Annotated in this window: 30 protein-coding genes; 20 read left to right on the forward strand and 10 right to left on the reverse strand. The window is 38.7% G+C overall.

All coding sequences use genetic code 11. From position 1 onward, the window contains the following. Positions 1-168 precede the first annotated feature (168 nt). The 9 genes from KUH03_RS32325 to KUH03_RS32365 all read left to right on the forward strand — a co-directional run bounded on the left by KUH03_RS32325 (position 169) and on the right by KUH03_RS32365 (position 3,639). Positions 169-474, forward strand: coding sequence for a hypothetical protein (locus tag KUH03_RS32325; RefSeq protein ID WP_257088433.1), 306 nt, complete (start codon positions 169-171; stop codon positions 472-474). A gap of 11 nt (positions 475-485) precedes the next feature. Then, on the forward strand, positions 486-677 hold the full coding sequence (locus tag KUH03_RS32330) for a hypothetical protein (RefSeq protein ID WP_257088434.1): 192 nt from the start codon (positions 486-488) through the stop codon (positions 675-677). Positions 678-917: 240 nt separating this feature from the next. Then, positions 918-1,055 (forward strand): hypothetical protein, encoded by a 138-nt coding sequence (locus tag KUH03_RS32335; protein WP_257088435.1) that lies wholly within the window; start codon positions 918-920, stop codon positions 1,053-1,055. 63 nt (positions 1,056-1,118) lie between these two features. Further along, positions 1,119-1,307, forward strand: coding sequence for a DUF6266 family protein (locus KUH03_RS32340; RefSeq protein WP_257088436.1), 189 nt, complete (start codon positions 1,119-1,121; stop codon positions 1,305-1,307). Between the two features lie 8 nt (positions 1,308-1,315). Continuing rightward, positions 1,316-1,558, forward strand: coding sequence for a hypothetical protein (locus tag KUH03_RS32345; protein WP_257088437.1), 243 nt, complete (start codon positions 1,316-1,318; stop codon positions 1,556-1,558). 171 nt (positions 1,559-1,729) lie between these two features. Continuing rightward, positions 1,730-2,170, forward strand: coding sequence for a DUF6266 family protein (locus tag KUH03_RS32350; RefSeq protein ID WP_257088438.1), 441 nt, complete (start codon positions 1,730-1,732; stop codon positions 2,168-2,170). Positions 2,171-2,291: 121 nt separating this feature from the next. Next, positions 2,292-2,621 carry a hypothetical protein gene (locus tag KUH03_RS32355; RefSeq protein ID WP_257088439.1) on the forward strand — a complete coding sequence of 110 codons (330 nt, stop codon included), beginning with the start codon at positions 2,292-2,294 and terminating at the stop codon, positions 2,619-2,621. Next, on the forward strand, positions 2,605-3,075 hold the full coding sequence (locus KUH03_RS32360) for a CHAP domain-containing protein (RefSeq protein WP_257088440.1): 471 nt from the start codon (positions 2,605-2,607) through the stop codon (positions 3,073-3,075). The genes KUH03_RS32355 and KUH03_RS32360 overlap by 17 nt, the downstream gene beginning before the upstream one ends. Positions 3,076-3,087: 12 nt before the next feature. After that, the gene (locus tag KUH03_RS32365) at positions 3,088-3,639 is read left to right on the forward strand and encodes a hypothetical protein (protein WP_257088441.1); all 552 of its coding nucleotides are present in this window, start codon (positions 3,088-3,090) and stop codon (positions 3,637-3,639) included. A gap of 17 nt (positions 3,640-3,656) precedes the next feature. Here the strand turns inward: KUH03_RS32365 and KUH03_RS32370 are convergent, their stop codons facing one another. From KUH03_RS32370 to KUH03_RS32395, 6 genes are all read right to left on the reverse strand, one after another. Beyond that, complete coding sequence (locus tag KUH03_RS32370; RefSeq protein ID WP_257088442.1) at positions 3,657-4,013, reverse strand: DUF4974 domain-containing protein; 357 nt, start codon at positions 4,011-4,013, stop codon at positions 3,657-3,659. Continuing rightward, positions 4,004-4,519 (reverse strand): FecR family protein, encoded by a 516-nt coding sequence (locus KUH03_RS32375; protein WP_257088443.1) that lies wholly within the window; start codon positions 4,517-4,519, stop codon positions 4,004-4,006. Before KUH03_RS32375 ends, KUH03_RS32370 begins: the two co-directional genes overlap by 10 nt. Continuing rightward, positions 4,509-5,093 carry a DUF4369 domain-containing protein gene (locus KUH03_RS32380; RefSeq protein ID WP_257088444.1) on the reverse strand — a complete coding sequence of 195 codons (585 nt, stop codon included), beginning with the start codon at positions 5,091-5,093 and terminating at the stop codon, positions 4,509-4,511. The genes KUH03_RS32375 and KUH03_RS32380 overlap by 11 nt, the downstream gene beginning before the upstream one ends. A gap of 4 nt (positions 5,094-5,097) precedes the next feature. Next, complete coding sequence (locus tag KUH03_RS32385; RefSeq protein WP_257088445.1) at positions 5,098-5,226, reverse strand: hypothetical protein; 129 nt, start codon at positions 5,224-5,226, stop codon at positions 5,098-5,100. A 49-nt stretch (positions 5,227-5,275) separates the two neighbouring features. After that, positions 5,276-5,617: a hypothetical protein gene (locus tag KUH03_RS32390; protein WP_257088446.1), complete on the reverse strand. Its 342-nt coding sequence runs from the start codon at positions 5,615-5,617 to the stop codon at positions 5,276-5,278. Between the two features lie 367 nt (positions 5,618-5,984). Beyond that, on the reverse strand, positions 5,985-6,542 hold the full coding sequence (locus tag KUH03_RS32395) for a DUF6624 domain-containing protein (RefSeq protein ID WP_257088447.1): 558 nt from the start codon (positions 6,540-6,542) through the stop codon (positions 5,985-5,987). Between the two features lie 280 nt (positions 6,543-6,822). Between KUH03_RS32395 and KUH03_RS32400 the strand changes: the two genes are divergently transcribed. The 8 genes from KUH03_RS32400 (at position 6,823) to KUH03_RS32430 (ending at position 10,745) form a co-directional block, all read left to right on the forward strand. Further along, complete coding sequence (locus KUH03_RS32400; RefSeq protein ID WP_257088448.1) at positions 6,823-6,996, forward strand: hypothetical protein; 174 nt, start codon at positions 6,823-6,825, stop codon at positions 6,994-6,996. Between the two features lie 371 nt (positions 6,997-7,367). Continuing rightward, positions 7,368-7,772, forward strand: a complete 405-nt coding sequence (locus KUH03_RS32405; RefSeq protein ID WP_257088449.1) for a hypothetical protein — start codon at positions 7,368-7,370, stop codon at positions 7,770-7,772. A gap of 39 nt (positions 7,773-7,811) precedes the next feature. Next, positions 7,812-8,258 (forward strand): hypothetical protein, encoded by a 447-nt coding sequence (locus KUH03_RS32410; RefSeq protein ID WP_257088450.1) that lies wholly within the window; start codon positions 7,812-7,814, stop codon positions 8,256-8,258. A 349-nt stretch (positions 8,259-8,607) separates the two neighbouring features. Continuing rightward, positions 8,608-8,880 carry a hypothetical protein gene (locus tag KUH03_RS32415; protein WP_257088451.1) on the forward strand — a complete coding sequence of 91 codons (273 nt, stop codon included), beginning with the start codon at positions 8,608-8,610 and terminating at the stop codon, positions 8,878-8,880. Between the two features lie 11 nt (positions 8,881-8,891). Then, positions 8,892-9,347, forward strand: a complete 456-nt coding sequence (locus KUH03_RS49460; RefSeq protein ID WP_373564524.1) for a hypothetical protein — start codon at positions 8,892-8,894, stop codon at positions 9,345-9,347. A 9-nt stretch (positions 9,348-9,356) separates the two neighbouring features. Beyond that, on the forward strand, positions 9,357-9,782 hold the full coding sequence (locus KUH03_RS32420; protein ID WP_257088452.1) for a hypothetical protein: 426 nt from the start codon (positions 9,357-9,359) through the stop codon (positions 9,780-9,782). A gap of 377 nt (positions 9,783-10,159) precedes the next feature. Next, complete coding sequence (locus tag KUH03_RS32425) at positions 10,160-10,321, forward strand: hypothetical protein (protein WP_257088453.1); 162 nt, start codon at positions 10,160-10,162, stop codon at positions 10,319-10,321. A gap of 223 nt (positions 10,322-10,544) precedes the next feature. Then, positions 10,545-10,745 (forward strand): hypothetical protein, encoded by a 201-nt coding sequence (locus KUH03_RS32430; RefSeq protein WP_257088454.1) that lies wholly within the window; start codon positions 10,545-10,547, stop codon positions 10,743-10,745. A 136-nt stretch (positions 10,746-10,881) separates the two neighbouring features. On the opposite strand, the gene KUH03_RS32435 is transcribed toward KUH03_RS32430, so the two are convergent. The 4 genes from KUH03_RS32435 to KUH03_RS32450 form a co-directional block, all read right to left on the reverse strand. After that, positions 10,882-11,097, reverse strand: a complete 216-nt coding sequence (locus KUH03_RS32435; RefSeq protein WP_257088455.1) for a hypothetical protein — start codon at positions 11,095-11,097, stop codon at positions 10,882-10,884. A 180-nt stretch (positions 11,098-11,277) separates the two neighbouring features. Continuing rightward, positions 11,278-11,667: a hypothetical protein gene (locus KUH03_RS32440; protein WP_257088456.1), complete on the reverse strand. Its 390-nt coding sequence runs from the start codon at positions 11,665-11,667 to the stop codon at positions 11,278-11,280. A gap of 215 nt (positions 11,668-11,882) precedes the next feature. Next, positions 11,883-12,503: a glycosyltransferase gene (locus KUH03_RS32445; protein WP_257088457.1), complete on the reverse strand. Its 621-nt coding sequence runs from the start codon at positions 12,501-12,503 to the stop codon at positions 11,883-11,885. 67 nt (positions 12,504-12,570) lie between these two features. Beyond that, a complete protein-coding gene (locus tag KUH03_RS32450) occupies positions 12,571-13,173 on the reverse strand; it encodes a glycosyltransferase family 32 protein (RefSeq protein WP_257088458.1) in 603 nt (200 codons plus the stop codon). Positions 13,174-14,207: 1,034 nt separating this feature from the next. On the opposite strand from KUH03_RS32450, the gene KUH03_RS32455 reads away from it, so the two are divergent. The 3 genes from KUH03_RS32455 (at position 14,208) to KUH03_RS32465 (ending at position 16,271) form a co-directional block, all read left to right on the forward strand. Then, positions 14,208-14,387: a hypothetical protein gene (locus tag KUH03_RS32455; RefSeq protein ID WP_257088459.1), complete on the forward strand. Its 180-nt coding sequence runs from the start codon at positions 14,208-14,210 to the stop codon at positions 14,385-14,387. Between the two features lie 297 nt (positions 14,388-14,684). Further along, positions 14,685-15,098 carry a hypothetical protein gene (locus KUH03_RS32460; RefSeq protein ID WP_257088460.1) on the forward strand — a complete coding sequence of 138 codons (414 nt, stop codon included), beginning with the start codon at positions 14,685-14,687 and terminating at the stop codon, positions 15,096-15,098. A gap of 243 nt (positions 15,099-15,341) precedes the next feature. Further along, positions 15,342-16,271: a hypothetical protein gene (locus KUH03_RS32465; protein ID WP_257088461.1), complete on the forward strand. Its 930-nt coding sequence runs from the start codon at positions 15,342-15,344 to the stop codon at positions 16,269-16,271. Positions 16,272-16,706: the final 435 nt, after the last annotated feature.

Genomic DNA, 16,706 nt, shown 5'->3' on the forward strand with positions numbered 1-16,706 from the left:
TGTCAGCTTAGTTGACCAAATCGACCAATTTCGGTATGAATTTCAAAAAAATAGTGAATGGGGTGAACGTAAACTTTCTCTTGACGAAAGCGGCATCGTATGAGATTTTTGTGTCATAACGAAATTATAGTTTCACAAAAGTTAAATTATTAATCCTAATTGTGTATTATGAGAGTAATCCCAAACAAAACTAGAACGAATGCCCATCGGGGAAACGAAGGGGCCATTTTATTTGCACTGCACCAATTGTACCGACAGCTACATGGTATGCGGACGAAAGAGGAGACCGCTGACAGCGTCGAGGCGGTCTGGTGGGATGCCGTCCGGGTGCAGGACTATGTCGGGCTGAGCGAGCGGAGCCTCTACCGGTACCAGCATAAGGGTATGTTAGGAACCGTTCGTAAGGACAATGGAAAACGTCTTTTCCTTGCTTCGGCCGTGGAACATTTTAAACGCGCTTATTGGAACTTATGATCTGATAAAGAATGATCCGGAGGGAAAATGCGCACAAAGGGTCTTTCGGTTTCGAAAGACCCTTTGTGTCTGTTCATGAATATGACCTGATTGATACCTCACCAACACCTGACTATTTCCTGCCGTTATTGCTGTGTTCTTCGGGTGCTGTTCGGGTCGGGCAGGACTGTTGTTCGACTAGCACCCGAACAGCACGCATGTAACACGCTTGTTTGCCTACTGGAACTGCTTGTCTTGCTTAGGTTTTGCTCAGGTGTATGTCATCTATTTCAGTAAACCCTGCCATCTTCCTGTCAATCTTCCGAAGGATGCCTGCCAGCATCCTGCCAGCTTTGTTTTGGCTGTATAGTTCTGAAAATTAAGTTTCTATGTTTGTTCTGTCAGGCTTAAATACCGGTATGTCTGAGTGACTGACGATGGTTTAATTTTTAAAAAAGTAAAAAATGGGAACAATTGTAAATGGAATAAATGGGGGCGTGAGCGGCAAGACCGGCTCCGTGATAGGATCCAGTTGGAAAAGTATCAACTACCTCAAAGGACTCTATAAAAGAGCAACAAACCTGCAACAGAAGAACAGCTGATTACGCAGGCAAAATTTAAATTAGTGATGCGTTTTCTGCTTCCGATTACCTCTTATCTACAGATTGATTTGGACAGAAAAAGCGGACCGACAGACGCCGGTCAATGCGGCTTTTCAGTTTAATCTGCCTTTGGTCATTCAAGGGGCATATCCAAATTTCCAGTTGGATTATAGTAAGGTACGTATATCGGATGGTATCTTTTATTTGGCACCAACGCAGCCACCGACTTACGCGAATGAGGAACTTTCCTAAACTGGGATGTGACAAATAATGATGTCTATAAATCGGCTGACGATGACGGGGTATATATTATCTGTTATCATCCCGAACAGGATGAATTTTTGGCTCCGGCTACCTTACCGATACGGAGTGCAGGGACGGTCACCTTCGGCGTACCAATCCATCTTTTGGGCGGGGAGCTGCACATCTGGATATTTATGGCAGATCGCAGGAAAAAGCGTGTCTCTAAGAGCAGTTATCTGGGATTGGTACAGCTCGCTTAGTTTGTAATGCTGGGATGCCGTCCGATCGGGCGGTATCCCATGCTTATCCTATTTGAATCATGAAAAAAATCGAAAAAATAAGAGAACGCCCGCCCAGCTGGCGCAGCAAAAGCGATTTGCCCTTGCGGTCAGCTTTTTGGCGCCGTTAAAAGAGATTATTCAGAAAGGTTTTTGTTTGTCTCACGACGTAAAAAGCGGAAGCTCCATCCTTTTAATCTGGCGATGTCACAGGTCCTAAAAGTTGCTATCACAGAGCTTTCGGGCGTACTTAGTCTGGATCCCGAAAAAGCTTGGCTAAGTGATGGTAATCTACCGGGCGTGTTGGTGACGGACATGCAGCAGCTAGCTGGCACAATTACCGTACAGTATTTCGGAGATACAGGATTTGACCGTTGTTGGGATGACCGGGTCAAACTGATCGCTTATCAGGCTGAAGAGTGGGTAGCGGTAGAAAGTGCAGTATCTGCGCTGCGACATGAAGCAAAAGTAAGCATAACAATTCCTGTAAATCTATGGGAAAAGGATCTGCTGCTCTATATCCTCTGTCACGAGCGGGACGGTCTAAGGTATTCCCGAAGCAAATATCTGGGTACGTATCAAATTAAAAAATAAAAACTTATAAAATGGAAGCATTAAAAAAACAACTGGTCTCGGATATCGAGGATATCTATTGGCCTTTAGCTACAAAACAGTTGCTGGGGATAATCCTCACTGCGCTGCTCCTCTTTTTCTGATGGCAGGACTACTGCTACAGGCGCTGGATCCCACAGCGGGGGTACTGGATATCGGCATCCTTTCGGTACTGCTCTTTGCTGTTCTGGCAGCGCTACTGGCGATCTACTGCTGCTATTGGTTGCAGGAGCTGCTCTGGCAGCCCTTTAAAATCTTTCGGCAGAATCTATTCTATCACTTTAATCAATTGACATCATGGCAACAATGTATTATCTATTTCTCGGTCTTCTTTTTGTCGCTGTTCTCTTTTTGGCGGTATTGGCAATCGTGCTGTAGAGCGACGATTCGCCGGAGATCAGCCCCGGTCTATAGCTTTGGGTGCCAAAGCTAGGCATCAGGATCGCATCGAAAACCTTCGTGAACGTATTGTTGCTATTGCGGCACAGGAGATCGGTGTCCAGGAAGCAACAGGGCACAACGATGGCGTTCGGGTGGAAGAGTACCTGGCCTATACAGGTCTCGCTAAAGGGCATCCCTGGTGTGCGGCTTTTGCCTCCTGGTGTTACGGCCAGGCGGGACTGTCCGCTCCGCGCAATGCCTGGAGCCCAGCACTATTTCCCATAGCCCGGCGTTATACCGAACAGCAGATACGGGAGGAGACTATCCAACCTGCGGATCTCTTTGGGATTTATAATCGCAAGCTCGCACGTATTGACCATGTGGGCATCGTCCAGAAAGTGCAGGGATGCTGGATACGGACCGTGGAGGGAAATGTAGCAGATCAGGTCGTATCCAAGCGGCGTCCTGTATTAGCTATTCATGCTTTTTCAAATTGGTTGGACTGAAAGGAGGGAATTATGGAAATAAAACAGGGTCGTATGTTGTGTCTGCTCTTTGGCTTATTTGCACTGATTTCCTGTAAGATCTATGGAAATAAAAAGCGTGATAAACAGCAAGAAAAAGAAGTGGAGTGGCAGCATCTCGAACAGCATCAACGGCAATATAGGTTCCAGCAGGATACGCTTTCCCGCTTGTGGTATTTCTGGACGGACAGTGCTTTTCGCTTCCATGCAGATAGCGGACTGTTTGCGCAGTCGGGAAGTGTGCTGTGGCAGGAGACGGGCGGAAGCTCCAGAAAAGAGATGCAGGATGTCGACATAAAAACGATCAGGGAAAACAAAAAGATAACAAGCAGGAACGCAGCATCAATAAAATGCTATCTGCTACCTATTTTTGGCTTGTTGGCTTTGCCCTGGTTCTGCTTCTGCTTTGGCGATGGGGCAGATTTCGTCCGTTGGTCTAGAAGTTCTTGGAGAGGAGACCTAAGGAGGTCGCTCCCGGATCTGCTCACCGCGTTTAAGGAGACAGCCTCAATAACTGTCTCCTTTTTTAGTATCAATAATTCATGATGGCTTTCTACTATTACCTATTTTACCTCAATAACATGAATATCTCGCCCGATCACTTTAAAATCAACGTTTTGCACACTCGCCTGTAGGTATTTCAATACAGTCTGTATAGCTGCGGTCTGCTCGATATCGATCGTAAATCGAAGTTCCTCTAATGCTGGATCATCAAATATAAAACGATAATCGTACAGCCTTTTCAACCTCTCGGCAATCTCTCCCAGTTTCATGTCATCAAAATAGAGCACATGATCCTTCCAGGCCACCCAATCACGGATAGGATCATCGGATAGATAGAGCTTATCGGACTCATTGTTATATTTCCCAACATTACCGGGCATTAACTGTTGCAATTGACCATTGACTTTTAGCTCCACTTCCCCCGCAATAATGCTGTCACCACGGCGCCACCAAATGTATTCACCCCAAAAGCCGTTCCCAACACTGTGATCCCTACCTTCCCACAATGGACCACAAAGGGTTTTTTGGGATCATGCGCCACGTCAAAATAGGCTTCACCTTCCACATATACCTCCCTTTTATCCGCGGAGAAAGGAATAGGATAGCTGAATGAAGTACCCGAATTTACCCAGACTGTTGTCCCATCGGCCAGTTCCACTTTCGTCTGAAGGCCGTAGGGTACATCGAGCCGGTTTAAGGCAAGTTTGGCTGTCGATCTTTGCGTAGATTTTTGTCCCCGGTAGCTTATTTCGCCGTTGTTGATCAAGACCGTGTTTCCATTTTCATCCAGTTGCCGATGCTGCGCATCGATCGCTATTTTCTCGCCATCAGCTCTCTGCAATGTAATTTTTTGGACGGATTGCCAGCCCATACCGATTGCTTTGCGGTATCCACAGATGGCGTATTCCGGTTTAGCATCCATAGGCACTGATTGGCTCATCGGGATTTTTGGCAATCCATTCTTTGGCCGCAACCTTACTCTTTTCAATATAAGTAAGATATTGCTTTTGGAGATCTTCCAGTGCCTGCGCATCACCCACGGCCTGTGCTTGTCCCAGCTTTTGGGTAAGTTCACTGATGTGATTTATCCCTGCACCACATTGCTGCTGCAAAAAAACATCCAGTTCCTGCCACTTGGCAACAAAGGGGCTACCTGTAAATGCTGCACCTTTAAATGAATCACCTTTTCCGGAAACCTTCAGCTCACCGGCACCCATATCCATATAGAAATATTGGTCTTCTTTAGGCTGCAGACCAACCTGAACCACATAAAGCGAACTGGAATCGGCCTTGGCCATAAATTCAAACTTGTGGTTTTCCACACGTGTAGAATCCATCTGCTGTTTCACATAGTCGATCAGATAGACCTTTTCGCCATCTTTCAATCCGGGCAACTCGGCATTTATTTTTAGCTGCTGTTGGGCCAACAACTGTGTAGCGGATGAGGACACCAGTAGGATTGTCCACAAGAGGTTTCTTTTCGTTTTTCTGGTCATTTTTTTAGGGTTTGGATAGATTGAGTTTATAGAGTAAATCGCAGGTCTGTGCCACATAGACATCTTTTTGCGTATCGTTCAACCAGTCGCGGTACCACTTTTCGGCTGTCACGGTCTGATTATCTTCGGGCAATAGTTCAACCTGCTCCTTTTTAGCGATCGTTAGCCAGCTATTGAGCTGATCAGTCCTTAATTTCCTGCGTGTTTACAGAATTATCCTTGATAGCCTCGTCCAGTGTTGTCTTATATTGCTGGAGTGATTCGATGTCCTCAGCAAGAAAAATTTTGTGGCTTCCGTCAACGTAATCAAAATATTTCTGCCAGACTTTTGATGAAAACTCATCGTTCAATACTGGCGGCTGTATATGCTTTTGGTTGATGTAGTACATGGTGGTTTTGAGAATGAGCTTTTTCTGTTCATCGTCAAATAGACCGCCGCCAGCCAGAGCGTTAGTACTACAAACCCACAGGGACAATGCGACGAGAACCTTCGCTCTCAGATTACATTTAGGAATTCGAATCATGGTTAGTCATTGCTTAGTAAACCTTGAACTAGACAAGGTCTTTATATATAAGGCAATCGGAAGTTTAAATAGGGTGAATGCGATATGAATTTTTTTATCTTTTCTTTAAGCGATTGTTAGCTGCTCGCCAACGCGGCCTATGCGAACAATACTTATTATTCCTTGTTTATTGTTGCTTGCTGACAACCTCAGTGTCTGGTGTAGTGGGGAAATAAAGCAAAAGAACACTAATAATAAAAATTAAAACCTTCCTGCCCTGAAAATGGTTGTTCAATGACCACAGGCAGGTTAGATTATTGTATTTTTATAGGCTAGGTATTGATTGCCTAGCCTATACGAGTTTTGATAAACTCGTACATGACATTATTTACTCTTCTTCTCCGGTGGGATACAAGATAGGACCAATAATTCCTCTCTTTCTGAAATTTTCTTCATTTCTTAGAAAGTGATTTTTACTTACAGTATTCAGATAGTTTTCAATGGGCTCCAGACCAACAGATTGCCTTCTCTGGTTTAGATTGCTTAGATCTTCAACGTCTGCAACAAAAGCCTGGCATGAATCTGTACGATAGGATACCTGTGTCCCGTAAAGCTGCTTTTTGCCGGCACGGATCCTTATCCTGTCGACAAGATAGGCGTAATAGGTAGAATGGGCATTTTTTTTTTTTACCTGCGTTTCCATCTTTTCTAAAACCTGTTGTTGAAACTCAGGCCATTTGTCGCAATGCTGCACAATAAGCCAAAAGCTTTTACTGCCCTCTTCACCCACAAGATCAAAGCCTGGGAACCCGTACTGATCAAAAATTATCTTCGCTTCATGGTAATTTACAGTCGCTATACTATCAATAAGTGCCATATGTGGCTTGCTTGCCGGTTTTATACTTTTCGGCGGATGTTGCATGGTTTCCTGATCACGCTCCGCCATATGTTTTAATTTATCTGAAAGAACTGAGTCAATTTGTGCATTACATAAAAATGTAATAAATAACTGAAATACGATAAATAAAATATTTTTTTCATTGCAGTTTGATTAATGCTGGAAAACTTCCAATCGAACTTAGTTAATTTAATAATCCTATAATGAATAAATTTATTAGTGTCATGAATTTTTCTATTCCTGAAATAGTTTTACTTTCATTGTTTCAGGTCTATATTAGCGACGGACAATGCTTTATGGATCAGTAAAGCGGGAAGCCACTATACAAATGAGTAAACCTAAAAAGTTAAAGTTAGAGTCACTTAACGACAATCCGTTATTTGTTGAGATCACAAAAGAAGAGTTAAAGAGATTAAAAGGTGGTGTAAGTCTTCATGGAACAGCCACTCAAATTTACACTACCGGCGGAGAGGTTTCCGATTGGGGTGACGAAGATGCATAAAAAAATTGCTATATCTCAACATGGTTGGAAGCAGATTTCATCGAAATCTGCTTCACCTTTAAAAATAATGTTCATTTCAAATTCTTGCCTCGTATAAAACGTATAAAAGCACTTACAAAAAGTCTAAGCTGAATAATAATTATGATCCTGATAATAAGTCAAATAGAATTTGAAGAATCCACTAACAAAGTAATAGACTGGTTAGACCATTATGGGGCTAATTACTTTAAAATAAATGGTGATGAACTTATATACCCATACATCTATTCACTCGTTGACAAGAAGTGGCAATTGAGCTCAGATAAATTTAATCTCCTGCTCCCTCTGAAATAAGTGTAATCTGGAATAGAAGATGGGTTAGCAATCCACTGTTGCTTCAGAAATCTCATGTTTTTAAGGACGAAATCCTCAATAAAGAAAACGAAAGCTATATCAGGAATGAGTATGCAGCACTAAAAGAACTCTTTGCATACTATTATAAAGACTGCAAATGGATCGATCCGATTGAAAACATAAAGCTTAATAAGTTAGTAGTATTGGAAAAAGCGAAAGCTATAGGTTTAGAAATTCCCAAAACACTTATAACCGGTGAAAAGAGTGTTTTGAGAAATTTTATTAAATCAAATGGTGAAGTCATCATTAAAAGTTTGTACCAATTGAAATTTATGAAAATTGATCATACAGCTTTCAATATGTATACGGAAAAAATTAACGCTGATCTACTCGATAAGTTGCCCGAAACTTTTTTTTCCAGCCTGTTTTCAGACCTTAATTAACAAAAATTTGAAATTCGAACATTCTATTTTTTTGAACAGATGTATTCAATGGTGATTTTTTCCCAACTGGATGACGCTACTAAGATTGATTTTAGAGCTGAAAATTATAATGATCTATCAATCAAAAAGACCCCATTCTTACTACCAGATGCTTTAAATAAGAAAATTAAAATCCTTATGAAAGAGCTAGGGTTATGTACAGGTTCAATAGATATGATTGTATCCGATAAAGATGAATATATATTTTTGGAAGTAAATCCGATCGGGCAGTTCGGCATGACTTCAATTCCGTGCAATTACCATATTGAAAAAAAATTGCACTCAAATTTATGGAAATGGATAAAAGATTTTATGAAAGAAAACTTACTCCCCAAGCTTAAACATGCACTAAAAAATGAATCAGATTTGAATATGTTGCCAGCAACTTATTTATTTATGACTCCTGCCCCTCGGAAGAAACACATTTTAATCGAACAGACAAGGTAGATTTCTATAAGGACAGAAAATATTATTTGCATAAGTTTTATAAACCTATTAGCCAGTTAGAATTTTAATTTTATGGGAAAAGATGAATTTTTAATTTTATACCCTGTGTGTAAGACAGTTCGGGGGCTAGGAGAGGAATGATATGTGATCTACAAAATCTGAGCTATCATCTTGTTCCAAATAGTTTAATTGATATAATTGACCAGCTGTCAATTACTCCCGTAGATCAGTTGTATCAGGAAACGGAGGGTGAAGAAAAACCTATTTTAGCGGAGTATATTGATTTTATAATCAGCAAAAGATTAGGTTTTGTTACAGCGAGTCCGGAACTTTTTCCCCCCTGAGTGACATGTTTGAATACCCAAGCCTGGTGTCCAATGCGATTATTTCGATCGATGAGCATTCAGCTCATAATTATAAATTGATATTCAGTGAGTTAAGTGAGCTGAATTGCAAAGGCCTAGAACTCCGGTTTTTAAATACCCCAGGCAACGAAGAATTATTCAATCTACTGACATTGATACAAAATACCCGGATTCAGTCAATAGACTTAATAATTAAACATACGGAGTTTTTGACCCCAGATTTTTTTCAAAACTTACCGGTCAATTCCGAAGGCTGAATTATATCCAGGTGCATTCGGCACCAATGAATGAAGAGATTGAAATAAAAGACAACTATAGTTTTTTAAGATACACAAGTAAGTGTATTTTGGATCATTCATTTTGTGGGCGGATTAATGAGAAAAATTTTTCCCCAAATATGATGCTGTTTACAGAATCAATCCATTTTAACAATTGCTTAAATAAAAAGATTTCAATCGATGAACGTGGAAAAATAAAAAACTGCCCATCGATGACGAACGATTTTGGCCAGCACGGAAATGTTTCTTTGATAAAAGTAATTAATGATAAAAATTTCAGTGCACTATGGGGAATCACTAAAGACCAGGTCGAAATCTGTCAGGTGTGCGAATTTAGATATATATGCATAGATTGTCGTGCATATAGAAGTACCGAATCCATTACATCCAAGCCCCTGAAATGTGCGTATAATCCCTACCTTGCCCAATGGGAAACCTTGAATTAGTCGTATTATATGGAAAGAGAAAAAATTAAAACTTTTGCAATTAACCTTAAGCATCGAGCGGATAGACGGAAACATATTATTGGACAATTTGAACGGAAGAAAGAATTTGATCTCGAAATTTTTGATGCAATTATTGATCAAAACGGATCGTTGGGACTAATAAAAAGTGTCCTTTCAATCGTAAAGACTGCGTCGGAATTAGATCTTGATTATGTGCTAATCTGCGAAGATGACCATCAGTTTACGGAGCATTTTTCATCCGAATTTTTACTTGACCAGATTCATACCTCAAAGAGAATGGGGGCCGAAGTGTTATTGGGCGGCGTGAGCTGGTATGATGCAGCTGTGCGTGTTAAAGAAAACTTATATTGGCTCAATCAGTTTAACGGAACACAGTTCTTACTGATTTATAAAAATTATATCCGGCAATTCTAAATTACAGTTTCTCGGGCACTGATCCATTAGATATTGTCATAAGCCGTATTTCTGCAAAGATTTTTACCTGCTTCCCTTTTCTCTCACAACAGACATATTTTGGGTATTCTGATGCAACAGCCATTCATGACTTAAACCAGATTAACAGTTATGAATTATTTTTAAATACTGAAAATCGACTGGAGAAAAACCGAAAGATAGATGACTTCTATAACAAATAGCTAAAAATAAATAATGATATCTTTTCCAATATTTCACTTACCAAATGAACAAGATAAAAATGAACTTCAGCTGTTAAATTCCAAGGGGAAGTATACGTATACGATTGTTTATCCCCTTTATCAGCTAGTTCTGGCGTTAACATAGAGCAACAGAAAATGTTATCATTACAATCCTGTGTGGATTATTGTCTGGACAATGAAGAAGACCTGTTCCTTTTTATAACAGACTGTTATGCTAAAATTTTGGATTTTGATATCGAAGAGGTAATTAAAGATATTGAGGTTCCTTTGGTCAGGGTATTGACTTACTTTTGCTAAATGCCACAATTGTCGAAGATTTAGTGCCATTATCGGAAAAGATTTCATGGATTAATTGCTTTTTGGGTCAACAATAATGGTGTTTTTCAGGCCATCATTTAGTAAAATTAAAAATTATGCGGCAGTAAATGAGAATTCTTTCGAAACGAATTTATTTGAACTGCTTAATAGAAAGATTCTTTTCCATGAGCAGATCTCCCCGCCCTCCCTTCCTAAGTTAAAAATGGAACAGTATGGGAAACAGGATTTCGAAGAACTTTTGCAGATTACCGCACTCCAGATTCAGCTGTATAAAAATGTTTATCTTCACTATACTGGGTTTAACGAATGTGACTCAGCCATGGAAGAAGATAAAGCTAAATTCATACATAAATATTCACGCTATGTGGTACTCAAAGAACGATTTATATCGTGTTTTCTCTAAGAGGATAGCTATACGTTTTCCCTTTATTTTTATATGATCTCTAAAATCCGAAGCAGCGTGAATACATGGTATTGTGAAAGCTTGGGGAGGCTCTAGTTTTGTTGCCCAGTAATTTGAAAAAAATCAGATCAGGTCTTTAATTTTTTAGATCCTCTTTTAGCTGTGTAATCCGCTCCCCACGTCTTTTTCTCGAATCTCTTAAAAGTCTGATCTGTTCATTCAGTTCCTTTATAATGCCCAGCAATATTTCTTCCCGCTCATTGTTGTTTGCCTCGACAGTATGCTTTGGTATGCCATCATGATCTGATTTATCAATTAATAATTCCCGGAATGAAACATTTAGACAGTCCAAAATTTTTAAAAAAGCACTAATTTCACGGAGACCTGATGATTTTCTATTTTATTATAATTAGACTGGGAAATATTCAATTTCTCACTGATATAAAACTGACTATATCCTTTTTAATTCGAATTGACTTAATTGAATCCATAATCTCTCTCTGAAATAATTCGGCATCCATATGTTGTATTGCTAGTTATATATCATTGTGGTTTGTAATAGGAAACTTGCTTTGTTTCGGATTATCCTTTCACCCTTGCTTTGTTCGCTCTCAGATAAAATGTGATCGTTTTGACTGTGAAGACGATATTTATACAAAGAAGCACTGATATGTTTACTTTTTTGATAACCTGAGATTTCCATTAAGGGGAATAATATGGCCATATCGTAAGGCATTTTTAAAAAGTTATTTTCTTCATCTTTCAGGAAACTAAGGTGGGGGTCCTGGTGGATTACTTCTTTAAATAAATGATATTTAAATGTCCTAAAATGGAAAGCTTTCCAGGTTACTTCTCTTAAACGAAGAAACTCACTGGATGAATATTTATCACTGACAACTCCGTTTGCGTTCATAATGCTCATTCCGCCATACGTCAGGGCGCAGTTATATTGATGGTATACACCGTTTATAATCGCTAGAACATAGTTGTGAGCCAGCGCATCATCACCATCGAGGAAACATATGATATCATCATCTCCGAAATCGGTGTTTAAAAGCTCGTCTGCAATATTTCTGATGGCGTATTTTCTGATAGTATTCTTTTTTGCAATAAGCTTTTCTGTTTCTTTAATCGATTCTAATCCCCATCATCTGAATCATCGTCCAGCAAAATATGTTTATAATTACCATAGTTTTGCTGCGCGACAGAATCTACACACTCCTGTAAATAATTTCCCGCATTTCTAAAAGGAGTAATCAGGACAATATTATTTTCAGCTTGAATAAAATCCTGTTCTGGATTCAGAACAAAATTATACGGACAGACCAGCTTTAAAATTTTTGAAAGAAGATCACTATCGATATCTTGATCCAGTTCTTCCAGAATATGAATTATATAGTGGAAGAGCCCTTTTGTAATCAAAAAGGCATCAACATCGATCAAATTATTTTCCATCAAAAAGTGACTGCTGAATCTTATACCGTCTGTATGATGATTCTGGATATATAAAAGATGAATGTTGCTATCGACGGCAATTTGAATAGATTTTTCTATTAACGCATATGTTGGTAGTTGGTTTAAAGGATTAAGTACAAATAAAATAACATCCTCCTCATTTTCAATAGCCCACTTTATACCTTCGGACAATAATTGGTTGATCGAATTAAACCCGTTCGGAAAAGGCTGGATAAAAGTTTTATTCTCTCCATGCGCACAAAGCTGGCTACGGAGGTCCGAGAGACAAAATGTTGTTATCATGGAATAATCTTTTTGGGTTTTATATGCTAAATTTATTGGTTTATCCAGGAATGCTCCCAAAAGTGTGTCATAATGCCTTTTTCCGAAAGATACTTTGGCCGCGGATTTCATCATAAGAATATTCAAAGATCTCTTTAACGGGGATAAATGTAAAATTACCAGTGGAAAATTTACGCATAGTCGAACGCATCCGATAAGGCCCGGAATATTGCGGTGTATTCATGAGATCACGTTCGCCGCGGTCATAAGTGGCGACAATATCGGTTACGAGCTGATGTAAATAATTATTCCCTGGAGGGGAGCAAAAATGTTCCGAAGCTAATGTGTCGTTCAATGGATCAATAACAAAATATCCATTTGGCTTGCTTATATATAAGTCCTTAAATAAGCTGATATTATTTAGCGAAATATCCCAGTCAATATAATATCCTCCATAATGATAGACCAAAAGATACCGAGCGATGTCAGCTGCTTCCGCGGTATTTCTGGCGGTAAGAAAAGCTTCGAGAGCAAAGGGATAATGTTTTCCGATAAAATCAGCAAGGGATTCATCATCCCAATAGATAATTTCGTAATTGAAGTCCAGGAGGCTCTGCCACGAACCTAGACACACACTGACTAATTTACTTGGCGATTTTCCTGCGATCTGATGGATTATTTTTGGTAACATGATCCTAAATTTAACGGGGTTTTCAGTTTGAAACTATTCCAGACTTTATTATAATCTAAAAAATTAACGTACACTTTGCCGGGGCTTCAGTATCCCAATTACATCCTCTTTCTCTAGGGATATTAACGGATTCCTTCGATAGGTAATACCGCTTTTTCCTCCAGTGGTGAACACAATTCTTCTCCGTTCATAATAATCCCCTGTGCCATTTTGAATGACGCTTCAAGATTTTTATAGCTATATCTATTTCACCTTCTGATAATTTATAATCTATAGTTTGAATGCAATTTTTGTTAAATTCCATATTATTTCTTTTACTTAGGCTTACAGTTGCTACATGGTGTAGTAATGTATTTCAATGAGATCTCTTTTATTTGTACAATAAAAGAAATACTGTTCTAAGTTAATAATTTTAAAACGAAATAGGGGTAGGTGTAGGTAGATTTTTTAAATATTACCTAAATTAGTGGATGTTTAATAATTCAAAAATTTAAATTGACAATATTTATGTGCGTTAAAATAAATTATTGAGAAATTGATGTGGCTTTTTGTGAGGCCTTTCACATAACTATATAAATAAAAAGTATCGATTATGATCTTCCTGTCTGCTCAGCCTGATGACTATTATTTCATATGGCAATTGGAACTGCAAATTGCTAACTTTCATTCTTTAGGGATTCCAAAAGAAAAAATCCATATATTACTTGGTTTTGATCAAAAAGAGGATTACAGCAACATATCAAAAAGTTTGTAAGTTACTACAGCAAACGAGCTCGTATATTTATTTATGCTGATGAGAGATTGTCCCGTGTTTACGCATCATCGCTTCGACCTCACTTGATAGGTAAGCATTTCGAAAAGTTTCCCAATTTGCAGGAAGAAGCTATTTTTATCACGATTCAGATATTATCTTTAGGGAACTGCCTGATTTTGAAAAATTATCGAACGGTAACAAGTGGTTTGCGTCAAATATTCAGTCTTATCTGGGGTATGACTATCTATATCATATTGGAGGTAAAATGCTAATTGAAGGAATGGCTAAGATAATTGGTATAGATTCCGGGACGGTAAAAGATAACGATAATCATGTAGGAGGGGCTCAATACCTATTAAAAGATCTTGATGCGGCCTTCTGGAGAGAAGCTGAAAAAAATGCGAAGAGTTATTTATATTCCTGGAAAATTTTAATGCAAGGCTACGGGAAAGAGCCTTAATAGCTGGAAAGCAGTTGGTTATTGTTCAATCCTGGTGCACTGACATGTGGGTTTTGCTATGGTGTGGCTGGAAAAGAGGTGCGCAGTTGGAAGTAATACCAGAACTTGATTTTTGCTGGCCTCAAGATCCAATTTCAGAATGGAATAATTGCCATATACTTCATTATTCGGGGTTCATTCTTCTGAAGATAAAACTGCTTTTAGAAAAGGTAGCTATTTAAACTACTCACCGATCTACGATGACGATATAAGATCCATCAGCTCAGATAACTGTAGTGCACCGATGAGGACTTGATCTTGCGGAACAGGGATGAGCTGGAGAAAAGGAGAATCGAGCTCTCAGACATCACTGTAATTATTGACTTATTGGCCTTCGGAAATTCTTATGACCATAACATAGATGTTATAGTCCGGTATTTAATCTGTAATATTAAGGTGGCCATTGTTGTAATAGCCTATCATGATATTCCTGAAAGCCTGAAGGGAATAACTGATCTTTGTTGGGTTGCTCTGAAGAAACAGGAAAATCATGTTAAGAAGATACTGACCCATGCCATTAAAACCGACCGGGCATGTTTATATCCACCTCTGCTCATTGATGCTAAGGAAATTTGTCGATTTCTTCTGACGGAAGACAATAGCGATTATTTGACATGTATTTGTGAGACCGTACTCTACGTCGATCCCTTTTTTTCAGGTGCTTGTGGATAAATTAAGAGATATAAAGGTTTTATCGTTGCATCAGGAGAAATTTCAGCCGACTTTACCCTCCTTCGATCCAAAAATACACCTTGGATTGAAAGAGAAGATTATTGATGCCATCATGACTCAAAATGGATCTAGCGATCGTAGTGTAATTAAACACAGGATAGAATATGGGTATAAATTTTTACCCCATTAAATAGTGATGATAAGCTAACAGCGCTGAAGCCTGCGGCGGAAGAATTAAAAGACATGACCATCAAAGAAGATCTCGTAATGAAGGGGAGGAAAAAATGTACTTCAGGTAAAATCAGAACAACTGACCCTAATTGCTGGCTGGAATCCACAATAGGAAGGATATGGATCCAATTCCATAATGGTTCAAAAGAAGTGGCCAGTCAGCATTTTTCCATGTTATTGGATGGTCTGGATGAAGTGGATGACATTGCTTTTACATCCGGACTGGTCGGAATAGGGTTTGGCATAGAGTCCCTGTCTCAACGACATATTCTGGATATAGATTCTAATATAGTCCTTGAGGATTTTGATAATCTTTTTTATTCATCGTATCTGTTTGGCAATAAGGAGGAAATAGGTCTACACAATGGAATGGCAGGTAAGCTACTCTATCTCTCTCTTAGGAATAGAAATCAGAATAGCCACAAAAACACACATAGATTCAGATCTTTGATCCATCATGAATGTCTACAGCTTATTCTTGATCAGATTGTAGGCTATTGGCCTTTACCGAAAATTGCGCTGGAAAAATACGCTATGATAGATATCTGCCAGCTTATGATTATATTTTCATCAATAGCTACTCACGAAAAAATCAGTTCCGGCAGTTTACTCCGGATCATAGAAAACTACTCTTTTTATTTTTTAGCAATGTTTAATAAGGCTTCCAACGAAATTAGCTTAGAAACAGGATGCTGCAGTTATTTACTGTGGCAGTGTAACAAGATAGTCGGTGATTTATATTTCATGGGGCATTTTTCTGAACAGTATGCAAAATTCAGTAGTCAACTGCTATGTAATGGTCAGGAAAACTTTGGAATTTTGGCATTTGATAAAGAAGCAATTTTTCAATATTTGGATGGACATACCGCTAGTCATTTTCGCAAATTGGAGGTGGAGCTTAAAAACACGGTATTCTTAAAATTAATATATAACGCTGTTTAATAACTGACGAGATGAGTGGAAAAAGAAGGAAATAAGTTGTAATTTGAAAAATATGTATTCTACTTAAAGAATTAAATAATGTGTTTACATTAAGAAAATTATTTGTATATTGTGTTCTTGGAGCGGGTAGCAATGGTCTATTGTGAATTATGATATAAATATACATCCAATATTAAACAATCTCTAAAATGAAGTTTTTAAACCGTATTCTTGCAACAGCAACTTTCTTAATTTTGTCATATTCGAATGTATATTGTCAAAAGAGTAAAATTTTGGAGGGCGAGATAACTAATGGTAAAACTGTATCTGACAGTATTTATCTAAAACCGGATATATTTATTCCACCAAAATATTATGAAACAATAGATAGATCGGCTAAGGTTTCGGGAAATTCTTTTGTATTTAAGAATAGAGCCACCTATCCACAATTATATT

This window comes from Sphingobacterium sp. E70, from assembly GCF_019285695.1.
In the GTDB taxonomy this organism is placed as follows: Bacteria; Bacteroidota; Bacteroidia; order Sphingobacteriales; family Sphingobacteriaceae; genus Sphingobacterium; species Sphingobacterium detergens.

What these genes read in the sequence shown, in the direction of transcription:
- KUH03_RS32325 (WP_257088433.1), top strand. Translation starts at nt 169, where the DNA reads ATGAGAGTAATCCCAAACAAAACTAGAACGAATGCCCATCGGGGAAAC.
- KUH03_RS32330 (WP_257088434.1), top strand. Translation starts at nt 486, where the DNA reads ATGATCCGGAGGGAAAATGCGCACAAAGGGTCTTTCGGTTTCGAAAGA.
- KUH03_RS32335 (WP_257088435.1), top strand. Translation starts at nt 918, where the DNA reads ATGGGAACAATTGTAAATGGAATAAATGGGGGCGTGAGCGGCAAGACC.
- KUH03_RS32355 (WP_257088439.1), top strand. Translation starts at nt 2,292, where the DNA reads ATGGCAGGACTACTGCTACAGGCGCTGGATCCCACAGCGGGGGTACTG.
- KUH03_RS32365 (WP_257088441.1), top strand. Translation starts at nt 3,088, where the DNA reads ATGGAAATAAAACAGGGTCGTATGTTGTGTCTGCTCTTTGGCTTATTT.
- KUH03_RS32375 (WP_257088443.1), bottom strand. Translation starts at nt 4,519, where the DNA reads ATGGATGCTAAACCGGAATACGCCATCTGTGGATACCGCAAAGCAATC.
- KUH03_RS32380 (WP_257088444.1), bottom strand. Translation starts at nt 5,093, where the DNA reads ATGACCAGAAAAACGAAAAGAAACCTCTTGTGGACAATCCTACTGGTG.
- KUH03_RS32390 (WP_257088446.1), bottom strand. Translation starts at nt 5,617, where the DNA reads ATGATTCGAATTCCTAAATGTAATCTGAGAGCGAAGGTTCTCGTCGCA.
- KUH03_RS32395 (WP_257088447.1), bottom strand. Translation starts at nt 6,542, where the DNA reads ATGGCGGAGCGTGATCAGGAAACCATGCAACATCCGCCGAAAAGTATA.
- KUH03_RS32400 (WP_257088448.1), top strand. Translation starts at nt 6,823, where the DNA reads ATGAGTAAACCTAAAAAGTTAAAGTTAGAGTCACTTAACGACAATCCG.
- KUH03_RS32410 (WP_257088450.1), top strand. Translation starts at nt 7,812, where the DNA reads ATGTATTCAATGGTGATTTTTTCCCAACTGGATGACGCTACTAAGATT.
- KUH03_RS32415 (WP_257088451.1), top strand. Translation starts at nt 8,608, where the DNA reads ATGTTTGAATACCCAAGCCTGGTGTCCAATGCGATTATTTCGATCGAT.
- KUH03_RS32420 (WP_257088452.1), top strand. Translation starts at nt 9,357, where the DNA reads ATGGAAAGAGAAAAAATTAAAACTTTTGCAATTAACCTTAAGCATCGA.
- KUH03_RS32425 (WP_257088453.1), top strand. Translation starts at nt 10,160, where the DNA reads ATGTTATCATTACAATCCTGTGTGGATTATTGTCTGGACAATGAAGAA.
- KUH03_RS32430 (WP_257088454.1), top strand. Translation starts at nt 10,545, where the DNA reads ATGGAACAGTATGGGAAACAGGATTTCGAAGAACTTTTGCAGATTACC.
- KUH03_RS32440 (WP_257088456.1), bottom strand. Translation starts at nt 11,667, where the DNA reads ATGAGCATTATGAACGCAAACGGAGTTGTCAGTGATAAATATTCATCC.
- KUH03_RS32445 (WP_257088457.1), bottom strand. Translation starts at nt 12,503, where the DNA reads ATGATAACAACATTTTGTCTCTCGGACCTCCGTAGCCAGCTTTGTGCG.
- KUH03_RS32450 (WP_257088458.1), bottom strand. Translation starts at nt 13,173, where the DNA reads ATGTTACCAAAAATAATCCATCAGATCGCAGGAAAATCGCCAAGTAAA.
- KUH03_RS32455 (WP_257088459.1), top strand. Translation starts at nt 14,208, where the DNA reads ATGGCTAAGATAATTGGTATAGATTCCGGGACGGTAAAAGATAACGAT.
- KUH03_RS32465 (WP_257088461.1), top strand. Translation starts at nt 15,342, where the DNA reads ATGACCATCAAAGAAGATCTCGTAATGAAGGGGAGGAAAAAATGTACT.